Below are 24,879 nucleotides of genomic sequence, written 5' to 3'. Positions count from 1 at the left end.
TACGACAATCGCACCTTATGAGTGAAACGACTCCTTAGGGTTGCTTGACGACGAAGAGCAGGGCCTCGGAATCCAAAGGTTCGCACGCAACACCATCATCAGTTACAGGCTGACATTGACCCCCATCGGAATAACATAGGAAAGGGACTCGAGTTGGTCTCCATCAATCCGCTTCATAAGAACATCCACCACTGTTCGCGCCAGCAAATCATACGATTGGGCAACAGTAAGCAGTGGCGGGAACACGGCCTGCGCAAGAAATGTACCGTCGTAGCCAAATATGAATAAATCATCCGGAACCTGCATTCCCCGCGCAAGCGCCTGTCTCTGAATCGCCGCAGCCACAGGGTCGGCGGAAAATACTCCATCGAGTCCAGGATATGAATTGAGAATCTCGTCAGCAGTATTCAGATACGTTGAAAACTCAAATTGATTCAGTTGCAGTTCCTGAGTAATACAGGTAATGCCATGCTCACGCATCCGCTTCGCGAAAATCTCATGCCGCATGTTCGATGGGGTCTTCACCTGCCCCGACGCGACCAGCTGCACCACTTTGTGACATCCACGATCAATAAATGCTTGCGCGGCAATCTCGCCACCCTGAACATGATCAGAAGCCACAACTGGAATGTCATCAGCCAGATTACGGTCCAACGCCACAATCGGAGCATTGATATCGGAATAGTTGATATCAACAGAATGGGAACCGATAATAATTCCGTCGACTTTATTAGCAGTCAACATATCGATGTATTTTCGTTCTTTTTGTGATGAATGCATGGTGTTACACAGAATCATCTTGTATCCGCGAGTATCTAATGCATCCTCGATCCTTGCGGTTATCGTAGAGAAGAATGGATGTTCCACATCAGGAATCACCAGACCAACCAGACTCGTCTTGCTGGTGTACAAACTTCGCGCTATCTGATTGGGTTGATAATGTAATTCCTCAATGGCCGCCTGTATGGCGGCCTTGGTCTTTTCCGACATATAGCCACGATTGTTGAGATAACGTGACACCGTATTTTTGGAGACCCCTGCGGTCTGCGCAACATCCGTAATCGTCGGCATGACATTCCTCCCTCACATATGCGGCAGTGCACGGAATCAATATGGCTTCATATTATTCTGTACACTGCCGTTCTCAATCGTCAATGTCGAGAATCAGACCGCATCCAAGCCATATCCTTTGACATCGACCAGTACCGCATCCCCATTTTTCGCGTACATGGAAATACCGTTGTGTTCATTGTCAGCAAAGACATTCATCGAGTGAACGACACGTCCTCCATCAACGAAAATCTCCATCGAACTCTGATCACTGAGCAGTATTACGTCGAGCTTCTCTTTTCCTTGGACAGAAAGCGGACTTCGCGATGTACCTTTACTCCATTCATCGGCCTTGTCACGATTCACACTCATACGCGCATGGGCCAGATCGAAGTCGACCACCAACGCCCGATCATCATGTTGGCGTAGATTCAAGTGAATGGAAGCTGCATCGGTTTGCATCAAATCGATGGAGAAACCCAGCTCGTAAGCCACTCCATCACCGACCCTTAACGTCGTTGATTCTTCGCCAAGACGAATTGTCGGCGGCAGCACCGCCATCTCGCTACGCAACGTACTGATTCCATCAACAGGCATGATGGAAAGCGTTAAGTCGTCATTCATACGTACCTCACGTGGAACGGCGAACGACCCACACCAACCTTCTCGCCAGGTCGGCCCCCAATCCTTCCAAAATGGCATCCAGTCCCATCCATTGGCCCAGCCGACCATGATACGGCGACCATTCCCATCTTGGAATGTCTGCGGAGCGTAGAAATCAAACCCCCAATCAGCTTCTCCCGTCACGGTATAGGTGAAGCTCCCCGTCCCGTAATCGAAATCTCCTACGAAATAGACGGTGGTTCGTTCTCCGATACCCATCGGCGAACATAGGAAGACCCATTTGTCTCCTAGTGGGAAGAAGTCCGGGCACTCCCACATGAAGCCCCACTCACCTCGGGATTCGAATAACACATTAAAGAATTCCCAATGCAACAGATCTTTCGAACGATACAGCAACGCCTGAGCCCTACCGTCGCGTTGAGCACCGCAAACCAGATAGTACAAGCCTTCATGTTCCCAAACTTTCGGATCACGAAAGAAGTCGTGCGGAACCCCTTCCGGAGGTTCTATGACAGGGTTTCCCTCGCACTTGCTAAAGTGCACCCCGTCTACGCTCATTGCCACGTTCTGCGTCTGCTCAAATCCATTGCCATTATTAGCTGTGCCAGTGTATACCAAGTATAAATCGCCATCTTTTTCGATTGCGCTACCGGAAAAACAGCCTCCCTGAGGATGGTCGTCATAAATCTCACTGGGAGCAAGAGCCACAGGCAAATGTTCCCAATGCAACAGATCATCACTGACGGCATGCCCCCAATGCATCTGTGACCAGAATCCACTATAGGGATTGAATTGATAGAAGAAATGGTATTTACCCTTATAATAAATCAGCCCATTAGGATCATTAATCCAACCGCAGGGTCCCATGAAATGGTATCGTTGACGCATTGCCGTTTTCGCCACTTCAGATGCCTGTTGCTCGATAACGTGTTGTGCCCGATCAATCGCAGACTGCATGGTTTCTTTACTCATTGTTCTCTCTCCGCATCAAATGCATCACGAAGTTTTTTGGCGAATTCCGTGTTCAGCTTGGACTCACGACGAGCCTTGTCCTCCTTGATTCGGAATTGCGTATCGCGACGAGGCTCGTAGTCCTTCCATCTCTTCTGATAAGTATCGCGTGCAGCTTGTTGTTCTTCGGTAAGTTGCGGTAGAACCAGTTTACGCTCAGGAAGTTGCGGAACTACGGGCAAACGATCCTCGACCGGTGCAATGGTGATCCGGCTTGCCGTCGGCAAAATCTGATACCAGTAGGCCGTAGAACTCCAATCATCGGACAACTGATTGGCATGACCATGCTCGATAGTCACCTTCAGATGCTTTTCAAAGCGCACCGGATCAGTGATATGCCAACGATATGAAACTTGGAATCCATCAGTATCCCCTTCATGGACGATAGTGCCGAAGAATGGATACGCATTGCGCTGCATACCCCAGGCATGGTTGAAATAATCCTCAGTGCCGGTGCCGTTCAAACTCGGATATTCCTCACCATCGATGAAGAACATATCGTTGCCTTCTCCCCACCAACTTCCTTGGAAGTGCTTGACCGTGAGATTACAGCCAACGTAGTGGCCTGTCCCCTCGACATCCAACACCGTATAGTTGTTCTCTCCTTTGAAGTTCGTGACGTTATTGACTTCCGGCGAATTGACCTGCAATTCCGGTCCCCAGCCATTGCATGGGTTTTCGCGATGCCATGCCGCATGGAAGTAAGCGGTATCCTCCGGCAGAGGCTCGCCGTACATTTCATAGTCGATGTTGAAGTACAGAATGAACGGCAACTCGTTATCATTGACGATTTCAATCTTCGCCTTCTTATTGAAAGGCATCGGGAAATAACATGATACGGAGCAGGGTGCACCAAACTTTCCTGCTTCCTCCGGCTTGAGCGACACATTAAACGGCAGTGATGAGAAGTTGCCAGGGTAGCTGTTGCCTATGCAGAAGAAATCTCCGAACGGCACCAACACGCTTGGGGTGTCTTGGTCATCCCATGTGATCTTGATAAGCGCCTTGCGGTAATAGAAAGGATCGTAGGCGTCCCAGATTACACCGAGTGCCGGGTGAATCTCCATCACCGGAGCCGCCGAAGCGTTTAATTCCGGGTCAAGGATACTCGGTGCCACCACCTTGCGACATGAAGAGGTCATCCACATATGGGTGATGCAACCCGGACCTTCGATTTCTCCCAAGGTAATGCTCTCTCCCGCAGGAATCTCCCAGTAATCTTGGTTCTTTCCCCGCTGGTCCCAACTGGCCAACCTACCGTTACGAGCATGCTTCACCTTAGTGAGGTCCTTGAAAAGACCAGTGATTTCACTCATGATTATCTCCTTCGATATTGTTTATTTTTAAATTCATTGCTGATTTCTCAGCCCTTGACGGCACCAGCTACCATGCCACCTACGATCTTTTTCTGGAACAATCCATAAAAGACGAGCTCTGGAATGATGATCATCACGCTTGAGGCAACAATGCCTCCATAATCAACCGTGTACGTGCCCTTAAAGAAGGATGCTCCCATGGATAGGGTGTAATCATTTTGACTACGCAACATCACCGATGCAAACGGGTATTCATTCCAGATATACAGCACATTGAAAATCACCACAGTGGCAATCACCGGTTTGGTCATCGGCAGAATTACCTTGATCATTAAGTCCCATATCGAACATCCATCAATAATCGCCGCTTCGTCAATCTCTACCGGCAGAGCCTTCAGATAACCGACAAAAAGCAACGTGTTGAAGGAAATCGATGACGCAACATACGGAAACACCAGCGCCCACTGTTCTCTCAAGCCAAAGAACAAATTAATCTTATAGACAGGGAACAGCAGAATGAACGGTGAGACGCTCAGTCCTGCAATCAGGAACGCATAGATGGCCTTCGTTAGATTGGGTCGCCTATAGGTCATGCGAGCCAAGGCGAATGAGCTTAGGAAAGTAATGACCAGTTCAATGACGATTGAGACCGCGCATACAATGAACGTATTGGCATACAGCCTCGGATAGTTCAAGGTATGGAGTGCATTGCGATAGTTGCTCCAATTCAAGGTCTTTGGCCAAGCCAGTGGATTCGATATGATTTCGGAATTCGTCTTAAACGACATCATGAGCATCCACAGGAACGGGAACACCATGAGTATAGTGACCAATGCCATCACGGTGTGGAGCACCATCCTCGTCTTTTTGGACATCATGGCTATCAGCCCCTTTCCCTACTGAAAAGGAAGTACAGACCGGTGATCCCTAGGGAAATCAGGAATGTTACCGTGGCAACGGACATACCGTAGCCATAGTCGCTACTCTGGAACGTTACCGAATAACTGTAAGTGACCAGAGTCTCAGACATATGGTTCGGCCCTCCTCCCGTAGTTTGCTGTACAATTTCGAAAATCTTGAATATTCCAGTGATAATGAGTACTACGACCGTGGAAATGGTCGGTCTCATCATGGGAATAATAACGTGCCAGACACGCTGTCGAGCGTTGGCCCCGTCGACTCTCACCGCCTCAAGCACTTCCTCGGGAATCATCTTAAGACCGGCGATGAAGATGGTAGTAAGGTACCCGAGCTGCTGCCAGAAATAGATGACGGAAATGCTGTAAGGGGAAAGAACAGTACCGCCAATCCACTGCCGGGCTAGGGAACCGGCTCCGATCGCTCTGAGTACGCCATTGATGACACCGATTTTGGGATCAAGAATATATACCCAAATAATGCCGACGATGATTGGGGCGATGATTGCCGGGGAGAATATCAGCGCTTTGGAAGTATCGACAAGCTTGAGTTTATTGTTCAGCAACAGTGCCAGCAGGAAGGACAGAACGAGGAGCAGCACCGACGCCACCACAAAGATGACCACTGTGTTCTGCAACGATTTCCAAAAGACCTTGTCGCGGAAAAGCCTGATGTAATTCGTCAAACCGTTGAAACGCGCTTTTCCTATGCCGGAATATTTGGTGAAACTATAACCAATGGCGATGATTATCGGCAACACAATGAATACCGTGTACGCCAGAAGTGTCGGGATTAGGAACCCTATCTTGTAACGTGTTTTGCTCAACCAGTGCATATTAACAACTTCCTGCCACGTAATTTCAAGTACCGCCGGGCAGTGAATAATCACCGTCGTTCATTTCTCTGCCCGGCAGATGCATGCAATGTTGGGGAGTACAAGGGTTACTTGCTGTTCTCGAGAGCGTCATCCATCTTGGCAAGCGCCTCCTGAGGGGAGTAGGTCCCTTGCATTACGCCAAACAGGCCGTCATACAGAGACTGCTGTACACTCGATGGCACTGTCAGATCCGGTGCGGAAACCGGTGACTTGTAACCGTTGGACAAGGCATCAACCATCGCGGACATCGAATATTTATCCGCGCTCGGGGTTAGTCCCTCGTATGAAGTCGCGGGGAACATAGAGTTTTCATACGAGAGTTCGGCGGCTTCCCTGCTGTAATAGAACTTAAGGAATGAGTATGTAGCGGCCTTGACATCATCATTGTCGTTTACGGTGGCACTTACCGCAATCGGTGCGGAGGGAACTTTCATATCAAGTTTTTGGCTGTATTTCGTGTCGGCAAAGGTCGGCCCCCACCAAAAACCAACCTTATCTCCAAGATTCTTATCAAATTCAGTGCAATCCCATTGTCCGCTGCCAAACATGGCGGCCTTGCCCTCATCAAACTGTTGCTTAGCATCGAAATATTCGATGGTCGACATGTTTTCCGGGAATGCACCGGCATTCGAGAGTCCCTGAATCTTGGTAAACGCCTTAATCAGGTCATCGTTGTCAAACTTCTGTTTGCCGTCAAGAATATCCTGAATGAAATCTGGCCATCCGTACCTTGCCAGCCATAAGTTGAATTCCCACATGGCGAAGGAACTGTTCTTGCTGCCAATGGCAAGCGGAGTAACGCCACTGTTCTTAAGCTTGGCGACCATTTCCAGAAATTCATCATATGTGGTGTCGTCGGTGGGATATGCGACCCCTGCCTTATCAAACAGGTCTTTGTTATAGAAGATACCCTGTATGTTACTTTGATACGGAAGTCCATACTGGACACCGGAATCATCTTGGAAAGCTGCCTCGGAGCCATTCAAAGCGGCTTTTACGTCGGCATTCTGGTCGAGAAAGTCTTTCAAATCCAGCAGTACGCCGGATTCATTGAATTCAGTAACCTGACTGCCCTCTACCCAAAACACTTGAGGAAGCGTTCCGTCAGAGGCCTCCAACTTCATATTTTTATTATGGGATTCGGTGTCTGCCGCTTCGAATTCGACTTTGTACTTACCTTTGTTTGCCTTGTTAAAAGCTTCTACAATCGCATTGGTCGCTGGTTCCTGCTTGGCGGGATTAGCGACGTTAATACCAAACTTAATCACCGTGGCGCCGCTATCATCCTTCGTGGAATTCGACGTTTCGCCGCATCCGGACAACATGCCCATCATCATTACGGTCGCCGCTGTTGCTGACACCGCCGTCATCAACACATTTCTCTTCATGACGCTTCCTCGCTTTCATGGACCCGTAAGGTTTCATCCTTTCCATGCCGGGGAATACCAAACATTTGATATTTCAACCGGTTAACATAATTTGCAGCACAAAACCACGTTGAACTGCCCTGTAAATTATATTTTCCCGTCGACCAACATGAGAATTACCTCACATGCAATCGATTTGGTTATCCTGACATGGACCACCATACACGTCATAGCTCGATATGTCAACCGATTAACATATCGAATGACATTACTTCGAAAAGAGGCGAGCTTCAAGCTCCTTAAAGCTGTTTCTCTCTGAATGGTACGATATTCTACCTAGTGGGATAAATGAGTCCAACACAAATCAGAGAACTCGGAGGCCGGATTCACGCACCGACGCGCTGACGCACATAGGCATCAAGTACGTCGGCGGTGATGCCGTCATATCCCTTGATCGATGCGAATTGCGGGCCGTTCGAATTGTCGAGCTGCATGAAACCGGTCTGACCGATCGTGGTGGCACCGGAGGCGACGGCGGAACGCAGGCCGCTCATCGAGTCCTCAATCGCAATGCAATATCGCATATCCTCCGGCGCGATGCCGAGACGCCGACCCGCCTCCAAATACGGTTCCGGCGACGGTTTCTTCGCAACGTCATCATCGCCGCACACGAATCCGGCAAACACTCCGGCCGGCGCCTGATCGACCAGATTCTGCGCAAGATGACGAGGCGACGTCGTCACCAACATTGACGGCACACCTGCGGCAGCCAACGAACGCAGCATATCCTCGACACCGGCGATCCAGGGAATCCTTTCGAATTCCTTCTGTGCGACATAATCAATCATGCCTTTGCCGATCTCCTCGATCGACAGCTGACAGCCATGCTCCACCATACGACGCGCCACGTCTGGCACCGGCGTACCGGAACCCTGCCAGGCCAAGTCCTCATCCCAGTAGCCGCCATGTTCGGCCGCGATCTTCAGCTCCCCCTCGTGCCAATACGGTTCGGAATCAATCAGCGTGCCATCCATGTCCCAGAACACGGCCTTCAGCAGCAGCCCGTTATCGCCCGCACCATTCGAAACAGTCATGACATTCCCTCCTTAATACCATGACTATTTCAGCAGACCAGCGCGACCATGCCGTCGTGCGCCCAACGCAGCCGAAGACAGTGACGCCTCATCAAGGACCCAATACGGAATCGTTCCGCAGGATTTGCCACCCTGCGGAACGATTCCGTGTCAATTACGCTGCGACTACTCTTCAGCGTCGTCGTTCTTTTCCGCGTCGCTTTGCTCCTGCTCGGCCTTCGCGGCATCCTCCGCCTTCCAGCGGGCAATGCAACGTTCCACACGCTTGTACCCGATGATTTTCGGATCAAGCCCGGCCTCGCGGAAAATCGCCGCAGGTGAACCACCTTCGGCATATCGCCTCATGCAGTCGTCACGGAATTCCTTCGAATAGCAAATACGATACTGGGTGACCGATTCCACGGCATCCAGAGTCCCGAGATATTTCCGGGTCTTGGCAGTGAACGCAACTCTTGGCACTGTTCGCTCCTAACTCCTCGTTCCACACACCGTAAGGTCGCCCATCCCCGAATCTCCTTCGGGAAATCGAACTATATTCTACGAATCAATCGACTCATCGTAAGAAAAACAGCCGAAATACGGATAAACACTATTATTTCTCACAATAACGACATCATGTCAAATAGTAGGGGTTATTTTGGCCCACTATATAACAAAACTGGGCATCACCCCGTCAGGCATGCCCAGTTTTGAATGTTTTCCGAAAATCTGCTGTCAACTTTAACGAATTCCCCAAATCACCATGGATTTGGACTCCTCGTCTTCACCCGATCCGCTCCGTCCGGATGGCAATTCGCGTGTATTGACATGAATCTGCCGCCGCCACATGCGAGCCCTGCGAGAACGTTCGATTTCCACGATGCCACCGTCCGCGTCAGCCGCGAATACGCTGGAGCCGGCCGGCTTGCGCAACCGCTCCACCTGTCGGCGCAGTTCACGATTCTCCTCTTCAAGTTCGAGGATCCGCGTGATTCCAGCCAGATTGATGCCCTCTTCCTGACTGAGCTGCTGCGCCTGCACAAGGCGGAATACGTCCCGCAACGAGTATCGACGGGCACCGCCTCCCGTACGCCGCGGCACGACCAGCCCGAGGCGATCATACTGCCGTAGCGTCTGCGGATGCACATTCGCCAGCTCGGCGGCACGGCCGACCGTGAACACCGGCAGTTCGATGTCGAATCCGACTTCATCGGCACCGTCCAAATCAGCCCTGCCGGCCACAATCGCGACGGCACACATCTCATACAGCTGGCGAACCTGCTGCTCCACGCGTGACCGTGCCATGATACTCAGCGCTCCTTGGCGAGCTCATCGGCGAAGTCACCGCACGCCTTGTCGAACTCCTTCGCAGCGCGCTTGACCGCAAGGCCCGGCCTGTCGGGAATGCGTATTTCCACACGACCGATCAGATCACCGTCGCCGCGCGGATTGGCTACGCCCTTACCGGAAAGGCGCACTTCGGTACCGCTCGAAGAGCCGGCCGGCACCTTGAAAGTGACTTCGTTGCCGTCGATGTCTTTGGCGCTCACCTTCGCACCGGCGACAGCCTGTCCGACCGTAATCGGCAAGGCCATGATGATGTCACGCTTGCGCATGGTGAACTTCGGATCCTCGGCGACGGAAATCTGCAGATACAGATCGCCGTTCTTGCCGCCGTTGCGCCCAGGCTTGCCCTTGCCGGCAAGACGGATTTTCTGACCATCCTTCACACCGGCGGGGATATGCGTCTTGAACTTCTTGCCACCGGCACTCAGGGATACCGTCGCCCCCTTGACCGCCTGACGGAAAGTCAGGTTGATCTTGGAATTACGATCCTCGCCATCCTCAGGCTGCACGGCCTGTTCGTAGGCGCCGTAAGGGCTACCCGCGCCAGCGCCATACGCTCCTGCGCCCTGGCCCGCGGCTCCGCCGAACATCGAGAAGATGTCGTTGAGATTCGGATTGCCGCCGTTGGTCTGGAAACGGATGCGCGACCCGTTGCCTCCCATGCCGGTACCGCCGAACATCGATCCGAAGATGTCGGAGAAACCGCTCGCGTCGAAGCCGCCCGCACCGGAGCCGCCGGCGAAACGCGCGCCACCCATGCCGAACTGGCGGATGGCGTCATACTTCTGGCGGCTTTCCTTGTTGTTCAGCACGTCGTACGCCTCGGAAATGTCCTTGAACTTTTCCTCGGCTTCCTTGGTCTTGTTCAGATCAGGATGATACTTGCGCGCCAGCTTGCGGTATGCCTTGGTGATCTCGTCGTCGGTGGCCTCCTTGGAGACACCGAGGACCTTGTAGAAGTCTTTGCTCAGCCATTCATTCTCAGCCATGATGTGCCTCCTTTCGTGAGGTAGCTGACTTTAGCCCTGCGGGGAAGCCACGACCACACGGGCCGCGCGAATCACACGGTCGCCGATGCGGTAGCCGGCTTCCACCACGGTATCGACGGTTTCCTTCTCGGCGGTCGGATCCGGCTTGTGCAGAATCGCATCGTGCTTGGTCGGATCGAAGTCCTCGCCTTTTTCGCCGAACTTCTCGACGCCGAACTTCTCGAAAGCCTTGTCGATCTTTGCGGATACGGCCTTGAAGGAGTCGTCCATCTCGCTATGCTCGCGGATGCGGTCGATGTCGTCAAGAGCCGGCAGTAACGCAGTAAGTACGTCGATGATGCCGTGCTGACGGAAGCGATCCTGCTCCTTCTGCGCACGATTGCGGAAGTTGATGAATTCCGCACGCTCACGCTGGAGAGCCTCAAGATATTCCGCGGCTTCCTTCTTGGCCTGGCCCAGCGGGGTCAGGGTGTCGTCGGCAGCGGCGTCTTCGGCGTTTGCAGCGGTGGCGGAACCCTCAGCCTGTGCCGAGTCGGCCGACGTATCGGCAGCGGCCGACTCGGGGGCACCGGCGGCAGCGTCATCCGCCGCTGGGCCGGTGCCGGAGGGAGCGGTCTGCCCGGACAGGTTGTCCATATCAGGCAGATCGTTCAGATACTCGTCCTTGTTGAAGTCGGACATGATTACTTGTTGTCCTTGTCGTCATCGTCCACGACTTCGGCGTCAACAACGTCATCGTCAGCGGCACCTGCACCTGCGGCACCGGCAGCACCCGCTCCGGCCGCACCCGCGGCGTCGGCGGCACCCTGCTGGGCGTAGAGGGCCTGACCGATCTTCTGGGCGGAGGTCATCAGCTCGCTCTGGGCGGTCTTAATCTTCTCGATGTCCTCACCCTTCAGGGCTTCCTTAAGCTCGTTGACCTTGTCGGTGACTTCCTTGGCCACATCGTCGGAGAGCTTGTCCTTGTTGTCGTTGACGAGCTTCTCGGTCTGGTAGGCGAAGGATTCGGCCTGGTTGCGGGTCTCGGCATCCTCCTTGCGCTTCTTGTCTTCGGCCTCGTGGGCTTCGGCCTCCTTGACCATGCGATCGATCTCATCCTTCGGCAGGCCGGAGCCGCCGGTGATGGTCATGGACTGCTCCTTGCCAGTGCCCTTGTCCTTGGCGGACACGTGCACGATACCGTTGGCGTCGATGTCGAAGGTGACTTCGATCTGCGGGACGCCACGCGGTGCCGGCGCGATACCGGTCAGTTCGAAGGTGCCCAGCGGCTTGTTATCGCGAGCGAACTCACGTTCGCCCTGATAGACCTGGATGAGCACGGACGGCTGATTGTCTTCCGCAGTGGAGAAGACTTCCGAGCGCTTGGTCGGGATGGCGGTGTTGCGATCGATGAGCTTGGTCATGATGCCACCCTTGGTTTCGATGCCGAGGGACAGCGGGGTCACGTCGATGAGCAGCACGTCCTTACGGTCGCCCTTGATGACGCCGGACTGTACGGCAGCGCCGACGGCCACGACCTCATCCGGGTTCACGGACTGATTGGCTTCCTTACCGCCGGTGAGCTCCTTGACCAGCTCCTTGACGGCCGGCATACGAGTGGAGCCGCCGACGAGGACCACATGGTCGATGTCGCTCACACCAATGCCGGCGTCGGCCAGCACGTTGTTGAACGGAGTGCGGCAACGGCCCAGCAGATCGGAGGTCATTTCCTCGAAGTGGGCGCGGGTCAGGGTTTCGTCCAGATGCACCGGAGTGCCGTCAGGGGTCATGGCCAGATACTGCATGGAAATGCTGGTGCTGGTCGAGGAGCTCAGCTCCTTCTTGGCCTGCTCGGCGGCTTCCTTCAGACGCTGCAGAGCGATCTTGTCCTTGCTCAGGTCAACGCCATACTTGTTCTTGACTTCGCCGACGAGCCAGTCGATGATCTTCTGATCCCAGTCGTCGCCGCCCAAATGATTGTCGCCGTTGGTGGCCTGCACCTGAATGGTGGAGAAGCCGTCGTCGTCCTTGCCGATTTCCAGCAGAGACACATCGAAGGTGCCGCCACCCAGATCGAAGACCAGGATGCGCTCGTCTTCCTTGCCCTTTTCAAGACCGTAGGCCAGTGCGGCTGCGGTCGGCTCGTTGATGATACGCAGCACGTTCAGGCCAGCGATGGTGCCGGCGTCCTTGGTCGCCTGACGCTGGGCGTCGTTGAAGTATGCCGGGCAGGTGATCACGGCGTCGGTGACCGGCTCGCCCAGGTAGGCTTCGGCGTCGCGCTTGAGCTTCATCAGCACCTGTGCGGAAATCTCCTGAGGAGTCCACTTCTTGCCGTCGATCTCAACGGTCCAGTCAGTGCCCATGTGGCGCTTGACGGAGCTGATGGTGCGATCGACGTTGGTCACGGCCTGACGCTTGGCGACCTCGCCGACCAGAATCTCGCCGGACTTGCTGAATGCCACGACCGACGGAGTGGTGCGAGCGCCCTCGGCGTTCACGATAACGGTGGGCTGGCCACCTTCAAGAGTTGCGATGCAGGAATTGGTAGTACCCAAATCGATGCCAACTGCGCGTCCCATAACTTATCTCCTTTGCAGATTAGGTTCGCTATACGTTCTTTCGTTCTTCGCTCGAGTCCCGGATTGCCGTCTCTCGCGCTTTCCAAAACTTGAGCCTACACCACTCAACTTTTGAACGCAACTTTTTATTCCCGAATCCACAAAAATTCTTGAGCCACCTTCGCTCAACTTTGTCGATCCCCTCAATCTACCGACGCCCATGCTCATCTCACCGTCGGCAGATTGAAAAAACAACCCAAACTACCGACCCTGACGACCACCTCACCGTCGGCAGATTGAGAACGCCTCAAACTACCGACGCCCATGCTCATCTCACCGTCGGCAGATTGAAAAAACAACCCAAACTACCGACGCTTAGAGGGCACTAAGCGTCGGTAGTTTGGGAAAAGGATGGGCGACCTGGATCAGCGGGTGATCTTCACTGTCTTGATGATCATCGCAATGGCGGCCAACATGGCCACTGCGATCGCGACGACGGCCACCGCGGTACCGGTCTCACCGAGCGGCGAGCCGTCGGCCTTCGGATTGTTGTTGACCTTGCCGGAAGCGATCACACCGTTCTTGTCGGCATTCTTGTCGGCGTTCTTGTCAGAAGAACCGGCGGCCGGAGCCTGGAAGTCGACGGTCACGCTCTTGCCGGACTGGCGTCCGGTGACGGTAAGCGTATATTCGTTGCCTTCGGCCACCTTGTCGAGTGCGATCGCGGTGGTCTGCGCGGTCTTGACTCGCACACCGGAGAGCGGAGTGGTGGAATCGGAAGCGGCGATCACATTGCCCGATTTGTCCTTCAGCTCATAGCTGAGCACGGCATCACCGTTGAAGCCCGTCGCGTCGGCGGCATACGAGCCGTTTTCGGTGGCGACCTTGACTTCGGCGTTGTTGGACAATGCCTTCTGCTGGTCGGTGGTGGTGGCCAGGCCGAGCGCGCCGGCGATGGTGTAGAAGTTGTCGGTCTGATCGGTCAAGCCGATCACACGCTGGGCGCCCGGACCAGATGCCGCTATGCGCAGCTGGGTGCCGGTGTGTTCCATGTCACCACCGTTGTAGCCGCCTTCCTCATCGCGGGAGTCCTCCTGAGCGGTGCCGTAGGAGACGACCATGTTGTTGCCGTCGGCGGTCTTGAGCACGGTGGAGAGCGCATAGGCCGGCTGAGCGTTGAGAATCTGCGAGGTGTGGGCGTGGTCGGCGGTGACGATCACGAGCGTGTCGGAAAGATCAACGTTCTGCAGCACGTAGGAGATGGCCTGATCGAAGTCATCGGTCTCACCGATCTGTCCACAGGCGTTGCCGGCATGATCCTGCTTGTCGATCGAAGCGCCCTCGATCTGCAGGAAGAAACCGTTGGATTGGCTGGCTGGATTGGCATTGAGCAGTTCGAGTGCCTTCTTGGACATGTCCTTGAGCGAGGAGCCCTGGTTGCCGAGCCACTGATCGTTCACGGTGCACACGGTCGGATTGGCGTCCTTGGACGGATCCTTGGCGGTCGCCTTCGACGCGTTGAACTTGGTCGGCATATTGCCATCGCTCATCAGCGCGAGTACCGGCTGGCCTTCCTTGTATTCAAGCGCGTTCATAGCCGCCGGATCGTTTTCGACGGTCTGGTAGCCCATCTCCTTGGCCTGTTCCCACACGGTCTTACCCGCATATTCGCCGCCCTGTACGGTCTGGCGGAAGTACTTGGAACCACCGCCGATGGTCACGTCGGCGCGGGTGTCGAGCAGCTGCTCGGAGATGGAGCCGATGCCGCCGTTCTCCTTAAGCTGGTTCACGAGGCAACGCTTCGCAGCATCATTAGAGGAACCGTCGGTCTTGCCCTGCGGACCGTAGCAGCCACGCTCGGAGGAATGTGATTCCAGTACGGCCGGAGTGGCGTCCTGGATTTCCGCGGTGGTCACGTTGCCGGTCGCCTTGCCTGCAGCCTTGGCGAGTTCGAACAGATTGAGCTGTGGATTGCCATACACGTCGACATCCACCGCGTTGTTGTAGGTCTTGGTACCGGTTGCCCAAGCAGAACCGGATGCGGAGGAGTCGGTGACTGCGGTAATCTTGCCAGGATTCGAATTGGCGTTCAGATTGCCCTTACCGTCCTTACCGACGGCGCTGTCGGAGCTGTTGGAACCGAGCGAGAAGGTCGTGTACTGTCCGGCGCCGGCTTCCACGTCGTCGAGCGCACCGGGCTGACCTACCGCGTCAAGACCGTCGAAATGGCCGTTGACACCCTTGAGATAGTTACGTGCCACGGTGATTTCGGAGTCGCCCATGCCGTCGCCGATGAACAGGACGACATTCTTGGCGGACTTGTTGCCGATTGCTGCGATGCGTTGTGCGCCGCCATGCTGGGCCAGTTCGGTCACGGATTTGCCGTTCGGACTGTAGGTGGATGCGCTGTCAGCGAGCGCCGGTACGGCGAGCGCGCCGAGCGTGGCGACGGAGGCGAACGCCGCGATGGCGCCCTGAAGAGCCTTGTGCTTGCCCATGTGTTCTTCTTTCTTCTGCACGCGGAACCTTTCCGCGCCTTAATGTTGCGGAATCTTGCGTTTCCATCACCCACGCTAAGCATGCAAAACCAACGCAGTTCAATTCGCACCCTAACGGCAGATGAATTCTGAGCCTGCCAAAGTGAATAACTTCCCTACCATCACAAAACGGGTCTGTGACTCCCCTGTTATGAGGAAGTCGCAGACCCGTTGACTCGCTTATATGATATCGACCGCTGATTCATCGCATATGGCGGATGCCCCTAGCATGCTTATCAGCTACGCAACAGAATCTCCTCCAAGACGCCGTTTACCGCGTCGGGCATGCCGTATGCGACGAACGGTTCCTTGCTGAAGCGTGGTTTGCCGTCGAGCGTGCGCAAGGTGCCAACCGCTCGGACGCCTTGTTCTCGGATTGCCTGTAACGCATGCTCTTTGGTGATATACGGCATCTGTGCATGTAGCAGCGCATCAAGTACATCCTTGTCAATCGGATTATCCGCGACGGACAAACCTTTTGGAACGATGACACTCAGCCGAGCAGTTGAAGGCACGTCATGTACAGCGACGGACAGGCTCAGCGTCTGTTCATCGTATGCAATCTCAGCCGTCTCGCAGGCGATGCCGTTGATGGTAATCTGCAGTTCACCGGCCCCAACCGGCGAGACGCCACGGAACACAATCGTCCAATCGCGTCGTTCCGGCACGGATTCGACAGCTCCGTCAACCGGTGAAATCTCGAACCGACTGCCGCCGGATCCGGTAGCGTCACCATCCTTGGCACTATCAGCAATGTCGACACGCCAATCGAACGTCATCATCGTATCCGCGATATGCGCACGTCTCGCGCAGGATACGATTCCATCATCCTCACGCAACGTGAAAGTTCCGTCCGCACCGGGGAAAACCAGCACGCGCAGGGCCGAGGGATTGCGAAGGTCGTTGACATCGTCACCGATTGCAAGTTCCTGCAACGGAATGATGCCACCCGCTTTAGCGAACACAGGTATGCGGTCAAGCGCGCGCCACACTTCAAGTCGCCGCCCGGACGCGTTATCGGAGACATAGCGCCGTCCATCGAAGAAGTCGTACCATTCGCCTTGCGGCAACCATGCTTCAGTCCTGCCACGCTGTGCCGTCGGATCGTCATCGGTCACGATGGGTGCCACCAGCAGTTCGGTACCGAATCGGAATTCGTCTGGCACTTCGTAGGCTTGCGGATTGTTCGGTTCGCTCTAATACATCGGTTCGACTAGCGGCCGTCCGTCAAGCGCCGCACGATAGTTCATCGTGTACAAGTACGGCAGCAGCATATGGCGCAGTCTCAGTGAGGCGACCATGGCCGCATGCACATCGCCGGAAAAATTCCATGGCTCCTTGCCGGTGAACGGCGAGCTGCTTGAATGCAGGCGGTTAATCGGGCTGAATGTGCCCAACTGGTACCAACGGGCCTCTAGATGTTCATTACGGTAGCCACACATATGCCCACCGATGTCATGACTCCACCAGCCATAGCCGATGTTCGATGCGGCCGCGGTGAAATATGGCTGGAATTGCAATGACTCCCATGTGACGATGGTGTCGCCGGAGAAGCCTACCGGATAGCGATGCGAACCGGGACCGGCGTAACGGGAGAAGGTCAATGGCCAGCGGCCGTCGCGCCCGGAATCCAGATAGTGCATGTGATTGAGCACCCACAGCGGGTCAAGTCCCGGCTGTCGGGTCACACCGCCCTGTTGCCAGTCGAGCCACCAGAAGTCGACGCCCTCATCTTCCATACGGTGATGCATGTCAAGATATGCATCGACGAAGTCCGGATTGGTCAGGTCGAATTCCGCAGCCTCCCCGGTCGTGGGGTCAATGCCGACACGTTTGGCGACCGTTTCGTAATCGTCCTCGTACGCACGTATGCCGTCGCGCGGATGCACGTTCAATGTGGCCTTCAGCCCGCGTTCGTGCAGACTGCGCAGAAATGCACAATGATCCGGGAATAGCTGACTGTTCCACGAATAGCCGGTCCAGCCGGAACCATATTTCGGATTCACGTCATCGACACGATGCCAATCCATATCGATGACCGACGTGGTGAACGGGATACCCTCATTCTTGAACCGATCCATCAGTTCCAGGTATTCCGTCTGCGTGTAACGGTAGTAGCGACTCCACCAGTTGCCAAGCGCATAGCGCGGCAGCAACGGGGTCGGTCCAGCCAGCGTATAGAAGTCCTGCACAGCTTCGATGTAACGACGCCCATATCCGAAGAAATAGATGTCGATTTCCGCATGATCTCTTGGCCTAACCCAAGTGCCGAGCGGATTCGTCTTGCCGTCGACTTCATCGGCCTCGACGATGACGTTCGATCCGGAATCATCGATCACAGCCCAACCGTCACGTGAGAGTACACCGTCATCCAACGCGATTTCGCCATCAGCCTCGTCGAGTGTACGCGCGGTACCTTTGAGATTGTGCAGAGGCGCATCGCCGTAATGCCAAGTATTGAACTGAGTATCGGAGACGCCTTTGACGACGATGCTCAGCCCTTCCTTGCTGAACGGTTTGCCGTCGTAGGTCAGGTAGAGTGCAGGGGTATCGACGATGAGCAGCCCGTTACGATGCGTTACGGTGAATTCCGGATCGGCTCCAAAGTCGCGATTGACGGCCATCTGCGTCAACCGATCCTCAAACTCGCCTGAATCGGACCATTCGAGCCGAATGAGGGATTCGGTGAGGATGCCGATCCTCCAATGCTTTCCCTGTAGGACTGTCGCGTCGCGCATGCACGGTCGTGCATTGCGTACATAGTCGATGAATACGTTGCTTGTCATGGTGTTTCCCACTTTACTTGCCACTGCCAGTCGCGATGCCGGAGATGGATTGGCGGAACAGGAAGATGCCGAACGCGCTTATCATGCCGGGCAACACGAGGGACGTGTAGGTGTCTTGCAAACCCCAGTTGGTGAACATCTCGTACTGCGGGATGATGGTTACGGCCCATGGGATCATCATGGTGCTCATGACGACGCCGAAGAGCAGGTTACGGCCACGGAAGCGCATTTTGGAAAACACGTAGCCGAGCACGGCACTGGTATAAATCGCAATGCCGGTTTTCAGACCCGCTACGACCAGAGAGTTGATGAACAAGCGCAGGAAATTGAATTTTTCCTGGATACTCACATAGTTGGCAAGTGTGGATGGCTTGGGGAACAGCCCTCCGGTCACCTTGACGATCTCGCTGTTCGGTGCAAATGACGAGATAAACATCCAGATGAAAGGAACGATGGTGATCAGGGCGACGGCGAACAATAACGCCGTGAGGATGATGCCGCCGATTCTGCGATTTTTCATGCCAGGTCCTCCGATTCTCCCGAAATCTTGAACATGATGAGGGTCAGCACGCCGGTAAAGAGGAAGAGGATGACCGCCTGCGCCGACGCGACTCCGAAGTTATATTTCTGGAATGCCTGATCGAAGATGAGATAGCTGATGGTGTAGGTCGATGTTCCCGGCCCGCCTTCGGTCATGACGAGAATCTGCACATATGCCTGCAGATAGCTGATAAGCGACGTGATGACGATGAATAAGGTGGTTGATTTGAGCAGCGGCAGAGTGAAACAAGCATCACGAATCATTCGGAGGCACCATGAAGGCGAGTATCGGCGACGTAGCACTCAAAGCCGGCGTATCCAACGCGACGGTGTCGCGCACCTTCGCGCACCCTGAGCAGGTATCCGAAGCAACTCGCATCAAAGTGCAGGCCGCAGCCGATGCGCTGAATTTCAGCATCTCCCGATCGGCGGGAATCCTCAAATCAGGACGCACCTACCGTGTTGCATTGCTAATCGGCAGTCATGCCATCGAATGGTTCACGGCAGAGATTATCGCCGGACTCAACGACGTCTTACGCGACGCCGGCTACGATCTCGTCATCTACCCCATCGAAGGGGCCGAGGCACGCGATGCATTCTTCGAAGAGCTGCCCGTCCGCAACAACGCAGATGCCGTGTTCTTATCCTCTTTCGGCATCAGCCCAGACGAAGTAAAGCGTCTCGGCACCGCCAAAATACCGATTGTCGGAGTCAACACCACCAGCGAGGGCTTCGATGCGACTGTTGGCATCGACGACAAGGAAGGCATTAAGCTCATCGTGCGGCATCTTGCCAAACTAGGGCATCGCAATCTTCTGTACCTCTATGAGAGCTTCTCATCTACGCTCGGTTTCAGTTCATACAACCGCATCACTGGATTTCAAGAAGCCTGCGGCACCATCGATGGCATGAATGCGCGCACACTGGCCGTGCAGAAGAACGACAACATCATCGATGCCGCGATCTCCGAAATGATGGCGCAGGACAATCCGCTCACGGCCCTATGCTTCCACCAGGATTCGTAGGCTATCCCGCTGTTCTTCCGTCTTCAACGAAGCGGGCTATCCATCCCATTGGATATTTCCGTGACAGGTTTCGATGACAGCGCGTTCGCCGAAGAAGCCCAATTAACCACCGTCCGGCAACGGCCGCATGATATGGCCGTCGCAGCCGCAAGGAAAGCGCTGGATCTGATTGAAGGACGACCCGTCCCCAAACCGTTCGAGACGTTCCCGGTTCAACTACAGGTACGCGGCTCGACCGCAAAGCCACGAACTACGCCTTTACTGTAGATACGGGTGTTTCACAGACGGATGCCCGACCTCGCCAACCGATCTTGGCGCGGGCCTTCTGGACCGGCATTGACCGAAACTATGCGCGGGAACCACGAGCCGCACGAGTGGCTTTGACGGCCACGAAGAAGCTGCGGACCAATAACACGCACAGGTAGGCCGCGAACATGATGGCTCCGGCACGCGGCGAGACCGCTCCGGCGACCCATGTGCCGAAAGGTGTGGTCAGCGCAGCTATGACGCCGATAATCAGCCCGGCCTTGATGTGCACCAACTTACGTTTCATATTCGCCACACTGGTGGTAATCGAGTTCGGGAACATGGCAAGCAGCGAAGTACCGCGCGCAATCAGATCGGATGCCCCGAACAGTATCGACAATGCCGGCACGGCCAGTGCGCCGCCGCCGATACCCAGCAACCCGGCCAAAGTGCCGATGACCACGCCCAACAGCACCAGCCCGATGCCCGTCACCACACTCATGGAGATCCGTTGGTCCCGCGACGGCGTAAAAATCACCTGATTGGCGGTTACGAATATCAGAAACACCACGAACACCCACCGCAGTACGAGTTCCGGCAACCGCGACAACAGCCAGCTACCAAACTGTCCGCCGGCGAACATGCCAACGAACAGCAGCGCGGCCGCGACCCAGTCGACGTTGCCATTGTGCGCATAGGAAATCACACCGGAAATCGACGTCGGTACGATCGCCAGCATGGAGGTCGCCGCCGCATGGCGTTGCGACAGTCCGAGCCACACCAGTGCGGGCACGATCACCGTACCGCCGCCGATGCCGAACATGCCGGACAACAGGCCGACGATCATGCCGACAATCACCAGCACCATCATACCGTGAGGCGATTCATCCAGCCCACTCGGATTCGGCCCGAATAGGCGATCCGCCTTCGTGTCAGCCTGACCTACGCTCGCCGCGTTTTGTCCGCCCTCACTCAATTCAGGCTCCACACGGCTCTTTCCCGCATCACCTTGCATGTCACTCTCCTTCTTCGCCTGATACTACCCAACCGACTTCAGCACAAGCGTCCGCCAACGTTGCATCGATACCTGCGGCGGCACTACCTTCGCACGCCAGACGAATGATGGCCATCCGCAACGAGCCCGGCCTTAACCGGGCGTCCGCGCTTCCGTAATCGTCCAAGCCACACGAGCATACACCCGAACAGACACACCAGCAGTCCAACCATACAAGCTGCCACAGCGGTCATTTCCCGAGGCTCGTCATACTGCGTCATATCAGACGCTTTCGGATTCGGAATCCTATGCCCGCGCACAAGAAGTCGATGCGAGTTGATGCCGTACGGAGTGCAAGTGATCAGTGTCGCATAGTCGGCTCCGGATTCGATGTTGAGTTCGCTGATTTCGTTCGGTAGCACTACTGAAATCTGGTCGACTTTATACGTGTAGGTTTCGTCGAGCACGTGGAAGGCGAACGTGTCGCCTTTTTCGAGTTCATCCAGTCCGGTCAGCAGTCGCGCGGACGGTAGTCCGGTATGTCCGGAGATCACCGCATGCGTTGTCCCTCCGCCGACCGGCAGTGACGACCCAGCCAGATGTCCGGCGGCGATCTGCAGCACGCCGTCGCTGGTGCCGTGGTAGATGGGCAGTTTGACTTTGATACGTGGAATCGTGACGTACCCCATGATGCCGGTACCGGTCACGTCAAGAGTTTCGCTGTAGAGCTTTTTCTGCTCGGCGGTCATATGCCACCGGTCGCCGTTCGCGGCCAACTTCTCGTTGTATTCGCGCGCCTCGCCGAGCATCGTCTGCTTTTCGGTACCTGACAAATCTTCGGTTTGTTCCACGTAGGCAGCCACCGCATACGATTGGTGCATACGATTCCACCAATCGCTGAATGTCGGGTATGCAATCAGGCACAATGCGCTGATCATGAACACGGCAGAGATGACGATGAGCACGTCGAGCAGTCGGCTCGGCTTTCTCGGGGGGTTCGTTTCCGTACCGGCACCGGCAAGGGTACCGTCATCAGCGAAGTCGCCGGTAGCACCAGCCGGATCGCCGGCGACGGGTCGTGCTGTTCCAGCCATGGTTTCGGACGCGGTCTCAAGCGAGGACCAGTCCTCATCCTGAGATTTCCGTCTTGTCATCGTCCACTACCTTTCGCGAAATCCTCCGCTGAATCTTTCGCCCGGGTCCGACCAATCGGACAATCCGGTCACGCAGTCTAAGGCACTACTTGTCGCCGGCCATATCCGAGCGTTTTCCATCCCGCATTCCGCGCACGCCTCGCGCCAATAGCAATAGGATAATGCCTCCGCCAAGCGATGCCACGGCAATCCGTGCCACTTGTTCGATGTTGGAGCCGGGCTGGGGCGGCTGCTGCGGAGTATGTGAGTAGTGATGGTGGTCGTTGTATTTTCTTGGTCGACGCTCATGGTGTAGCCATCCGGCACGTCGGTTTCGACGATTACCCACGTATGACCGTCTGTCAACCTGTTCCACTGGTGTTTCCAGCCGTTGGAGGCGTTAAGTGTCACGATTTCGTAGGTTTCGCCGTCGCGAAGCAGCGTCATGGTCACTTCGTCGGGGCGTTTGCCACCAGTAAGGCCATTTTCAGGTACGTTTCAGTGTCTGTCCCCCAACTTTGCACGGGCAGAAGTCTATTGCTCCTTACGATTAAGGAGCCGGGCTGGATTCTCAAAAGAGGCAGTTTACAAGGGATAAGAGGCAGTCCAGCCCGACATGCGTGAATTAAGTTATTGTTCAGTTATTGCGATTTGCGACTGCTGTCCGTCCAGACCCGTTATGTGGATCCGGACGGACGACAGCCTATTCAGTTATCTGGAATTTGGGGATTTCGCAATCAGACTGCCGCGCACAGCGACAGTCCGACCATGCCGGTCAGGCGTTGCGGCGACGCAGAGCCATCACCAGGATCGCACCAGCCAGCATGAACACGGCGATACCGGCCACGTACAGCAGCGCAGTGCCCATGCCACCAGTGGAGGGGAGGTTGGAGCCCGGCATATCGACAAGGTCGTTGGCCAAACCCTTCGAATTCGTCAAGGTCACTGTCGGAACGGTTTCGTTAAGCTTGTGTTCGGCCTTAATCTCAATCGTCGTGTCGGCAACCGTGTTGTAGCCTTCCGGAGTCTTGGTTTCGGAAAGGACATACTTGCCAGCGTCGAGACCGATAATGTTGAACTTACCCTTTTCTCCATCCTCGGAACGAGAAGTGATTTCAGTCTGAGCGCTGGCAGCTTCATCAGCATTGTCAGAGACAGCCGGACGATAAGCATTCTTGGTGGAATCCCAGACAAGCTTCACGGCATCGCCCTTGCCACCAGTCTTCGTATCATCATATTTGTACAGGGTGAATCCTGCGCCAGCGAGCTCGTTACCGGCCTCATTCTTGCCAGCGTACTTGGTGTTATCAATCTTGAAGGAGTAGACGTACACGTCGTTGCCCGGGGTGTGACCCGTATCGCCTTCACCGCCAACGTTCGGATTGTTGGAGTAGTCAAGGGAAACGCCGTTCTTGTTGGTAGTAGTCGCGCCATCGGTGTTGGTGACCACGGCATCATTATTCAAGTGAGCAGCATACTCAACTGCCACGGTAATCTCCTGGGTACCGAGTGCCTCAGCGGAGAAGTCAGTAATCTTCTTCAAGTCAGCAATGGTCAGAGTCCAGGCCTTGGAACCGTCCGTGACACCAGGAACTGCAACTGGATCAGTCTTAGTGTAATCATCATCAGCCAACTTCAGCGTAGTATCACCATACTTGACCTTGACGGAATTGATCTTCTCGAAAGTAATGCCCTTGCTCATCGTGTCGTTAAATACGACCTTGTAGGACTCATAAGCCTTGAAGTTGGCATCACCCGGAATGGTAGCCGTCAAACGGAAGTTGAAAGACTCGCCAATGGCATGATCAGCGGTGTTGCCCCAACCCTCCTGATCCTGCGATTCGGCATCCTTGTCACCTGTCTCATCCTGGACTTCCTTCTTCACAGTCGGAGTCTTAGACTTCGGATCGACAGTCACATCACCAACAACCTGCATGATATAGGCGCTGTAGGCATCGTCATTGCCAAGAGCTTCACCAGTTTTCTCGTCAACGATGAGGTAGTAACCAGCCTCGGTGACAGTGCCAGTGTAAGCGGTCTTACCAGCGTTCTGAATCAGAGGAGTCTTGGTGTCAGTCAGATGAGCGGCCTGACTGGTCTTGCCGGCGAGCGCATTAGAGAAGGATTCCGCAGTCACAGTACCAGTGTTGGCTGTCAGTTTTTCAGCCACCTTGTCAGCTGTCTTGTCTACATCAGAAGTGAGACTCGCCCAGTCGTACAGTGCGGTTTTACCGGCTTCGCTGACACCGGATCCCCACTCAATGTTGCTGAGAGTACGAGAGGTAACATCACCCTGTTCATTCTGGCTTTCCTTCAGGTCGCCCTTGAACACCTGATAAGCGTTGAAAGTGTGTTTATCGTTCTTCTCATTTACCGTGATGGTGTAGTTCCCAGCTGTCACTGCCATGGCGGTGGAGGCACCGGCAAAACCGGCGACTGCCATCGCTGCGGTGGCCACCACAGCTACGAGGCCCTTAAGAACCTTGCTCATGTTTCTTCCCTTTCC

General features: G+C 55.0%; 17 protein-coding genes and 4 pseudogenes. 1 reads left to right on the top strand and 20 read right to left on the bottom strand.

Annotated features, from left to right (window positions below; all coding sequences use genetic code 11):
- Positions 1-102 precede the first annotated feature (102 nt).
- The 16 genes and pseudogenes from HMPREF1494_RS04720 to HMPREF1494_RS04645 form a co-directional block, all read right to left on the bottom strand.
- Positions 103-1,071, bottom strand: a complete 969-nt coding sequence (locus HMPREF1494_RS04720; RefSeq protein ID WP_003838253.1) for a LacI family DNA-binding transcriptional regulator — start codon at positions 1,069-1,071, stop codon at positions 103-105.
- 93 nt (positions 1,072-1,164) lie between these two features.
- Positions 1,165-2,646 carry a glycoside hydrolase family 32 protein gene (locus HMPREF1494_RS04715; protein ID WP_034520256.1) on the bottom strand — a complete coding sequence of 494 codons (1,482 nt, stop codon included), beginning with the start codon at positions 2,644-2,646 and terminating at the stop codon, positions 1,165-1,167.
- Positions 2,643-4,001, bottom strand: a complete 1,359-nt coding sequence (locus HMPREF1494_RS04710; protein WP_003838250.1) for a glycoside hydrolase family 172 protein — start codon at positions 3,999-4,001, stop codon at positions 2,643-2,645. The genes HMPREF1494_RS04715 and HMPREF1494_RS04710 overlap by 4 nt, the downstream gene beginning before the upstream one ends.
- 47 nt (positions 4,002-4,048) lie before the next feature.
- Positions 4,049-4,879: a carbohydrate ABC transporter permease gene (locus tag HMPREF1494_RS04705; RefSeq protein ID WP_034520252.1), complete on the bottom strand. Its 831-nt coding sequence runs from the start codon at positions 4,877-4,879 to the stop codon at positions 4,049-4,051.
- 5 nt (positions 4,880-4,884) lie between these two features.
- Positions 4,885-5,808 (bottom strand): carbohydrate ABC transporter permease, encoded by a 924-nt coding sequence (locus HMPREF1494_RS04700; protein ID WP_228369719.1) that lies wholly within the window; start codon positions 5,806-5,808, stop codon positions 4,885-4,887.
- A 53-nt stretch (positions 5,809-5,861) separates the two neighbouring features.
- Positions 5,862-7,184: an ABC transporter substrate-binding protein gene (locus HMPREF1494_RS04695; protein WP_003843138.1), complete on the bottom strand. Its 1,323-nt coding sequence runs from the start codon at positions 7,182-7,184 to the stop codon at positions 5,862-5,864.
- Between the two features lie 365 nt (positions 7,185-7,549).
- The gene (locus HMPREF1494_RS04690) at positions 7,550-8,257 is read right to left on the bottom strand and encodes an HAD family hydrolase (RefSeq protein WP_034520247.1); all 708 of its coding nucleotides are present in this window, start codon (positions 8,255-8,257) and stop codon (positions 7,550-7,552) included.
- A 165-nt stretch (positions 8,258-8,422) separates the two neighbouring features.
- Positions 8,423-8,716, bottom strand: a complete 294-nt coding sequence (locus HMPREF1494_RS04685) for a hypothetical protein (protein WP_003843134.1) — start codon at positions 8,714-8,716, stop codon at positions 8,423-8,425.
- A 261-nt stretch (positions 8,717-8,977) separates the two neighbouring features.
- Positions 8,978-9,541 carry a heat shock protein transcriptional repressor HspR gene (locus tag HMPREF1494_RS04680; protein WP_034520245.1) on the bottom strand — a complete coding sequence of 188 codons (564 nt, stop codon included), beginning with the start codon at positions 9,539-9,541 and terminating at the stop codon, positions 8,978-8,980.
- Positions 9,542-9,546: 5 nt separating this feature from the next.
- The gene (locus HMPREF1494_RS04675) at positions 9,547-10,572 is read right to left on the bottom strand and encodes a DnaJ C-terminal domain-containing protein (protein ID WP_034520240.1); all 1,026 of its coding nucleotides are present in this window, start codon (positions 10,570-10,572) and stop codon (positions 9,547-9,549) included.
- A gap of 30 nt (positions 10,573-10,602) precedes the next feature.
- On the bottom strand, positions 10,603-11,253 hold the full coding sequence (gene grpE / locus HMPREF1494_RS04670; protein WP_034520236.1) for a nucleotide exchange factor GrpE: 651 nt from the start codon (positions 11,251-11,253) through the stop codon (positions 10,603-10,605).
- Between the two features lie 2 nt (positions 11,254-11,255).
- The gene (gene dnaK, locus HMPREF1494_RS04665) at positions 11,256-13,133 is read right to left on the bottom strand and encodes a molecular chaperone DnaK (RefSeq protein WP_003843130.1); all 1,878 of its coding nucleotides are present in this window, start codon (positions 13,131-13,133) and stop codon (positions 11,256-11,258) included.
- A 404-nt stretch (positions 13,134-13,537) separates the two neighbouring features.
- Entirely contained in the window at positions 13,538-15,610 is a 2,073-nt protein-coding gene (gene phoA / locus HMPREF1494_RS04660; RefSeq protein WP_034520230.1) for an alkaline phosphatase, read from the bottom strand.
- 275 nt (positions 15,611-15,885) lie between these two features.
- Positions 15,886-18,435 (bottom strand): annotated as a pseudogene (locus HMPREF1494_RS04655) (TIM-barrel domain-containing protein).
- Between the two features lie 31 nt (positions 18,436-18,466).
- A pseudogene (locus tag HMPREF1494_RS04650) lies at positions 18,467-18,955 on the bottom strand (carbohydrate ABC transporter permease); the annotation flags it as partial.
- Positions 18,952-19,218: pseudogene (locus tag HMPREF1494_RS04645) on the bottom strand (carbohydrate ABC transporter permease); the annotation flags it as partial. The pseudogenes HMPREF1494_RS04645 and HMPREF1494_RS04650, both read right to left, overlap by 4 nt.
- Positions 19,219-19,250: 32 nt before the next feature.
- Between HMPREF1494_RS04645 and HMPREF1494_RS04640 the strand changes: the two are divergent.
- Positions 19,251-20,267 (top strand): annotated as a pseudogene (locus HMPREF1494_RS04640) (LacI family DNA-binding transcriptional regulator).
- 79 nt (positions 20,268-20,346) lie between these two features.
- Here the strand turns inward: HMPREF1494_RS04640 and HMPREF1494_RS04635 are convergent.
- From HMPREF1494_RS04635 to HMPREF1494_RS04620, 4 genes are all read right to left on the bottom strand, one after another.
- On the bottom strand, positions 20,347-21,261 hold the full coding sequence (locus tag HMPREF1494_RS04635; RefSeq protein WP_034520223.1) for a sulfite exporter TauE/SafE family protein: 915 nt from the start codon (positions 21,259-21,261) through the stop codon (positions 20,347-20,349).
- An 83-nt stretch (positions 21,262-21,344) separates the two neighbouring features.
- Positions 21,345-22,394, bottom strand: coding sequence for a class C sortase (locus HMPREF1494_RS04630; protein ID WP_034520221.1), 1,050 nt, complete (start codon positions 22,392-22,394; stop codon positions 21,345-21,347).
- 6 nt (positions 22,395-22,400) lie between these two features.
- Positions 22,401-22,820: a Cna B-type domain-containing protein gene (locus tag HMPREF1494_RS04625; RefSeq protein ID WP_231495324.1), complete on the bottom strand. Its 420-nt coding sequence runs from the start codon at positions 22,818-22,820 to the stop codon at positions 22,401-22,403.
- Between the two features lie 328 nt (positions 22,821-23,148).
- Positions 23,149-24,864 (bottom strand): isopeptide-forming domain-containing fimbrial protein, encoded by a 1,716-nt coding sequence (locus tag HMPREF1494_RS04620; RefSeq protein ID WP_155807152.1) that lies wholly within the window; start codon positions 24,862-24,864, stop codon positions 23,149-23,151.
- Between the last annotated feature and the right edge of the window lie 15 nt (positions 24,865-24,879).

Origin of the sequence: Bifidobacterium sp. MSTE12 (genome assembly GCF_000513015.1) — a bacterium.
Taxonomy (GTDB): domain Bacteria; phylum Actinomycetota; class Actinomycetes; order Actinomycetales; family Bifidobacteriaceae; genus Bifidobacterium; species Bifidobacterium dentium.
Note: the sequence above shows the minus strand (reverse complement) of the source record. Positions and strands in the feature narration are given on the sequence as shown.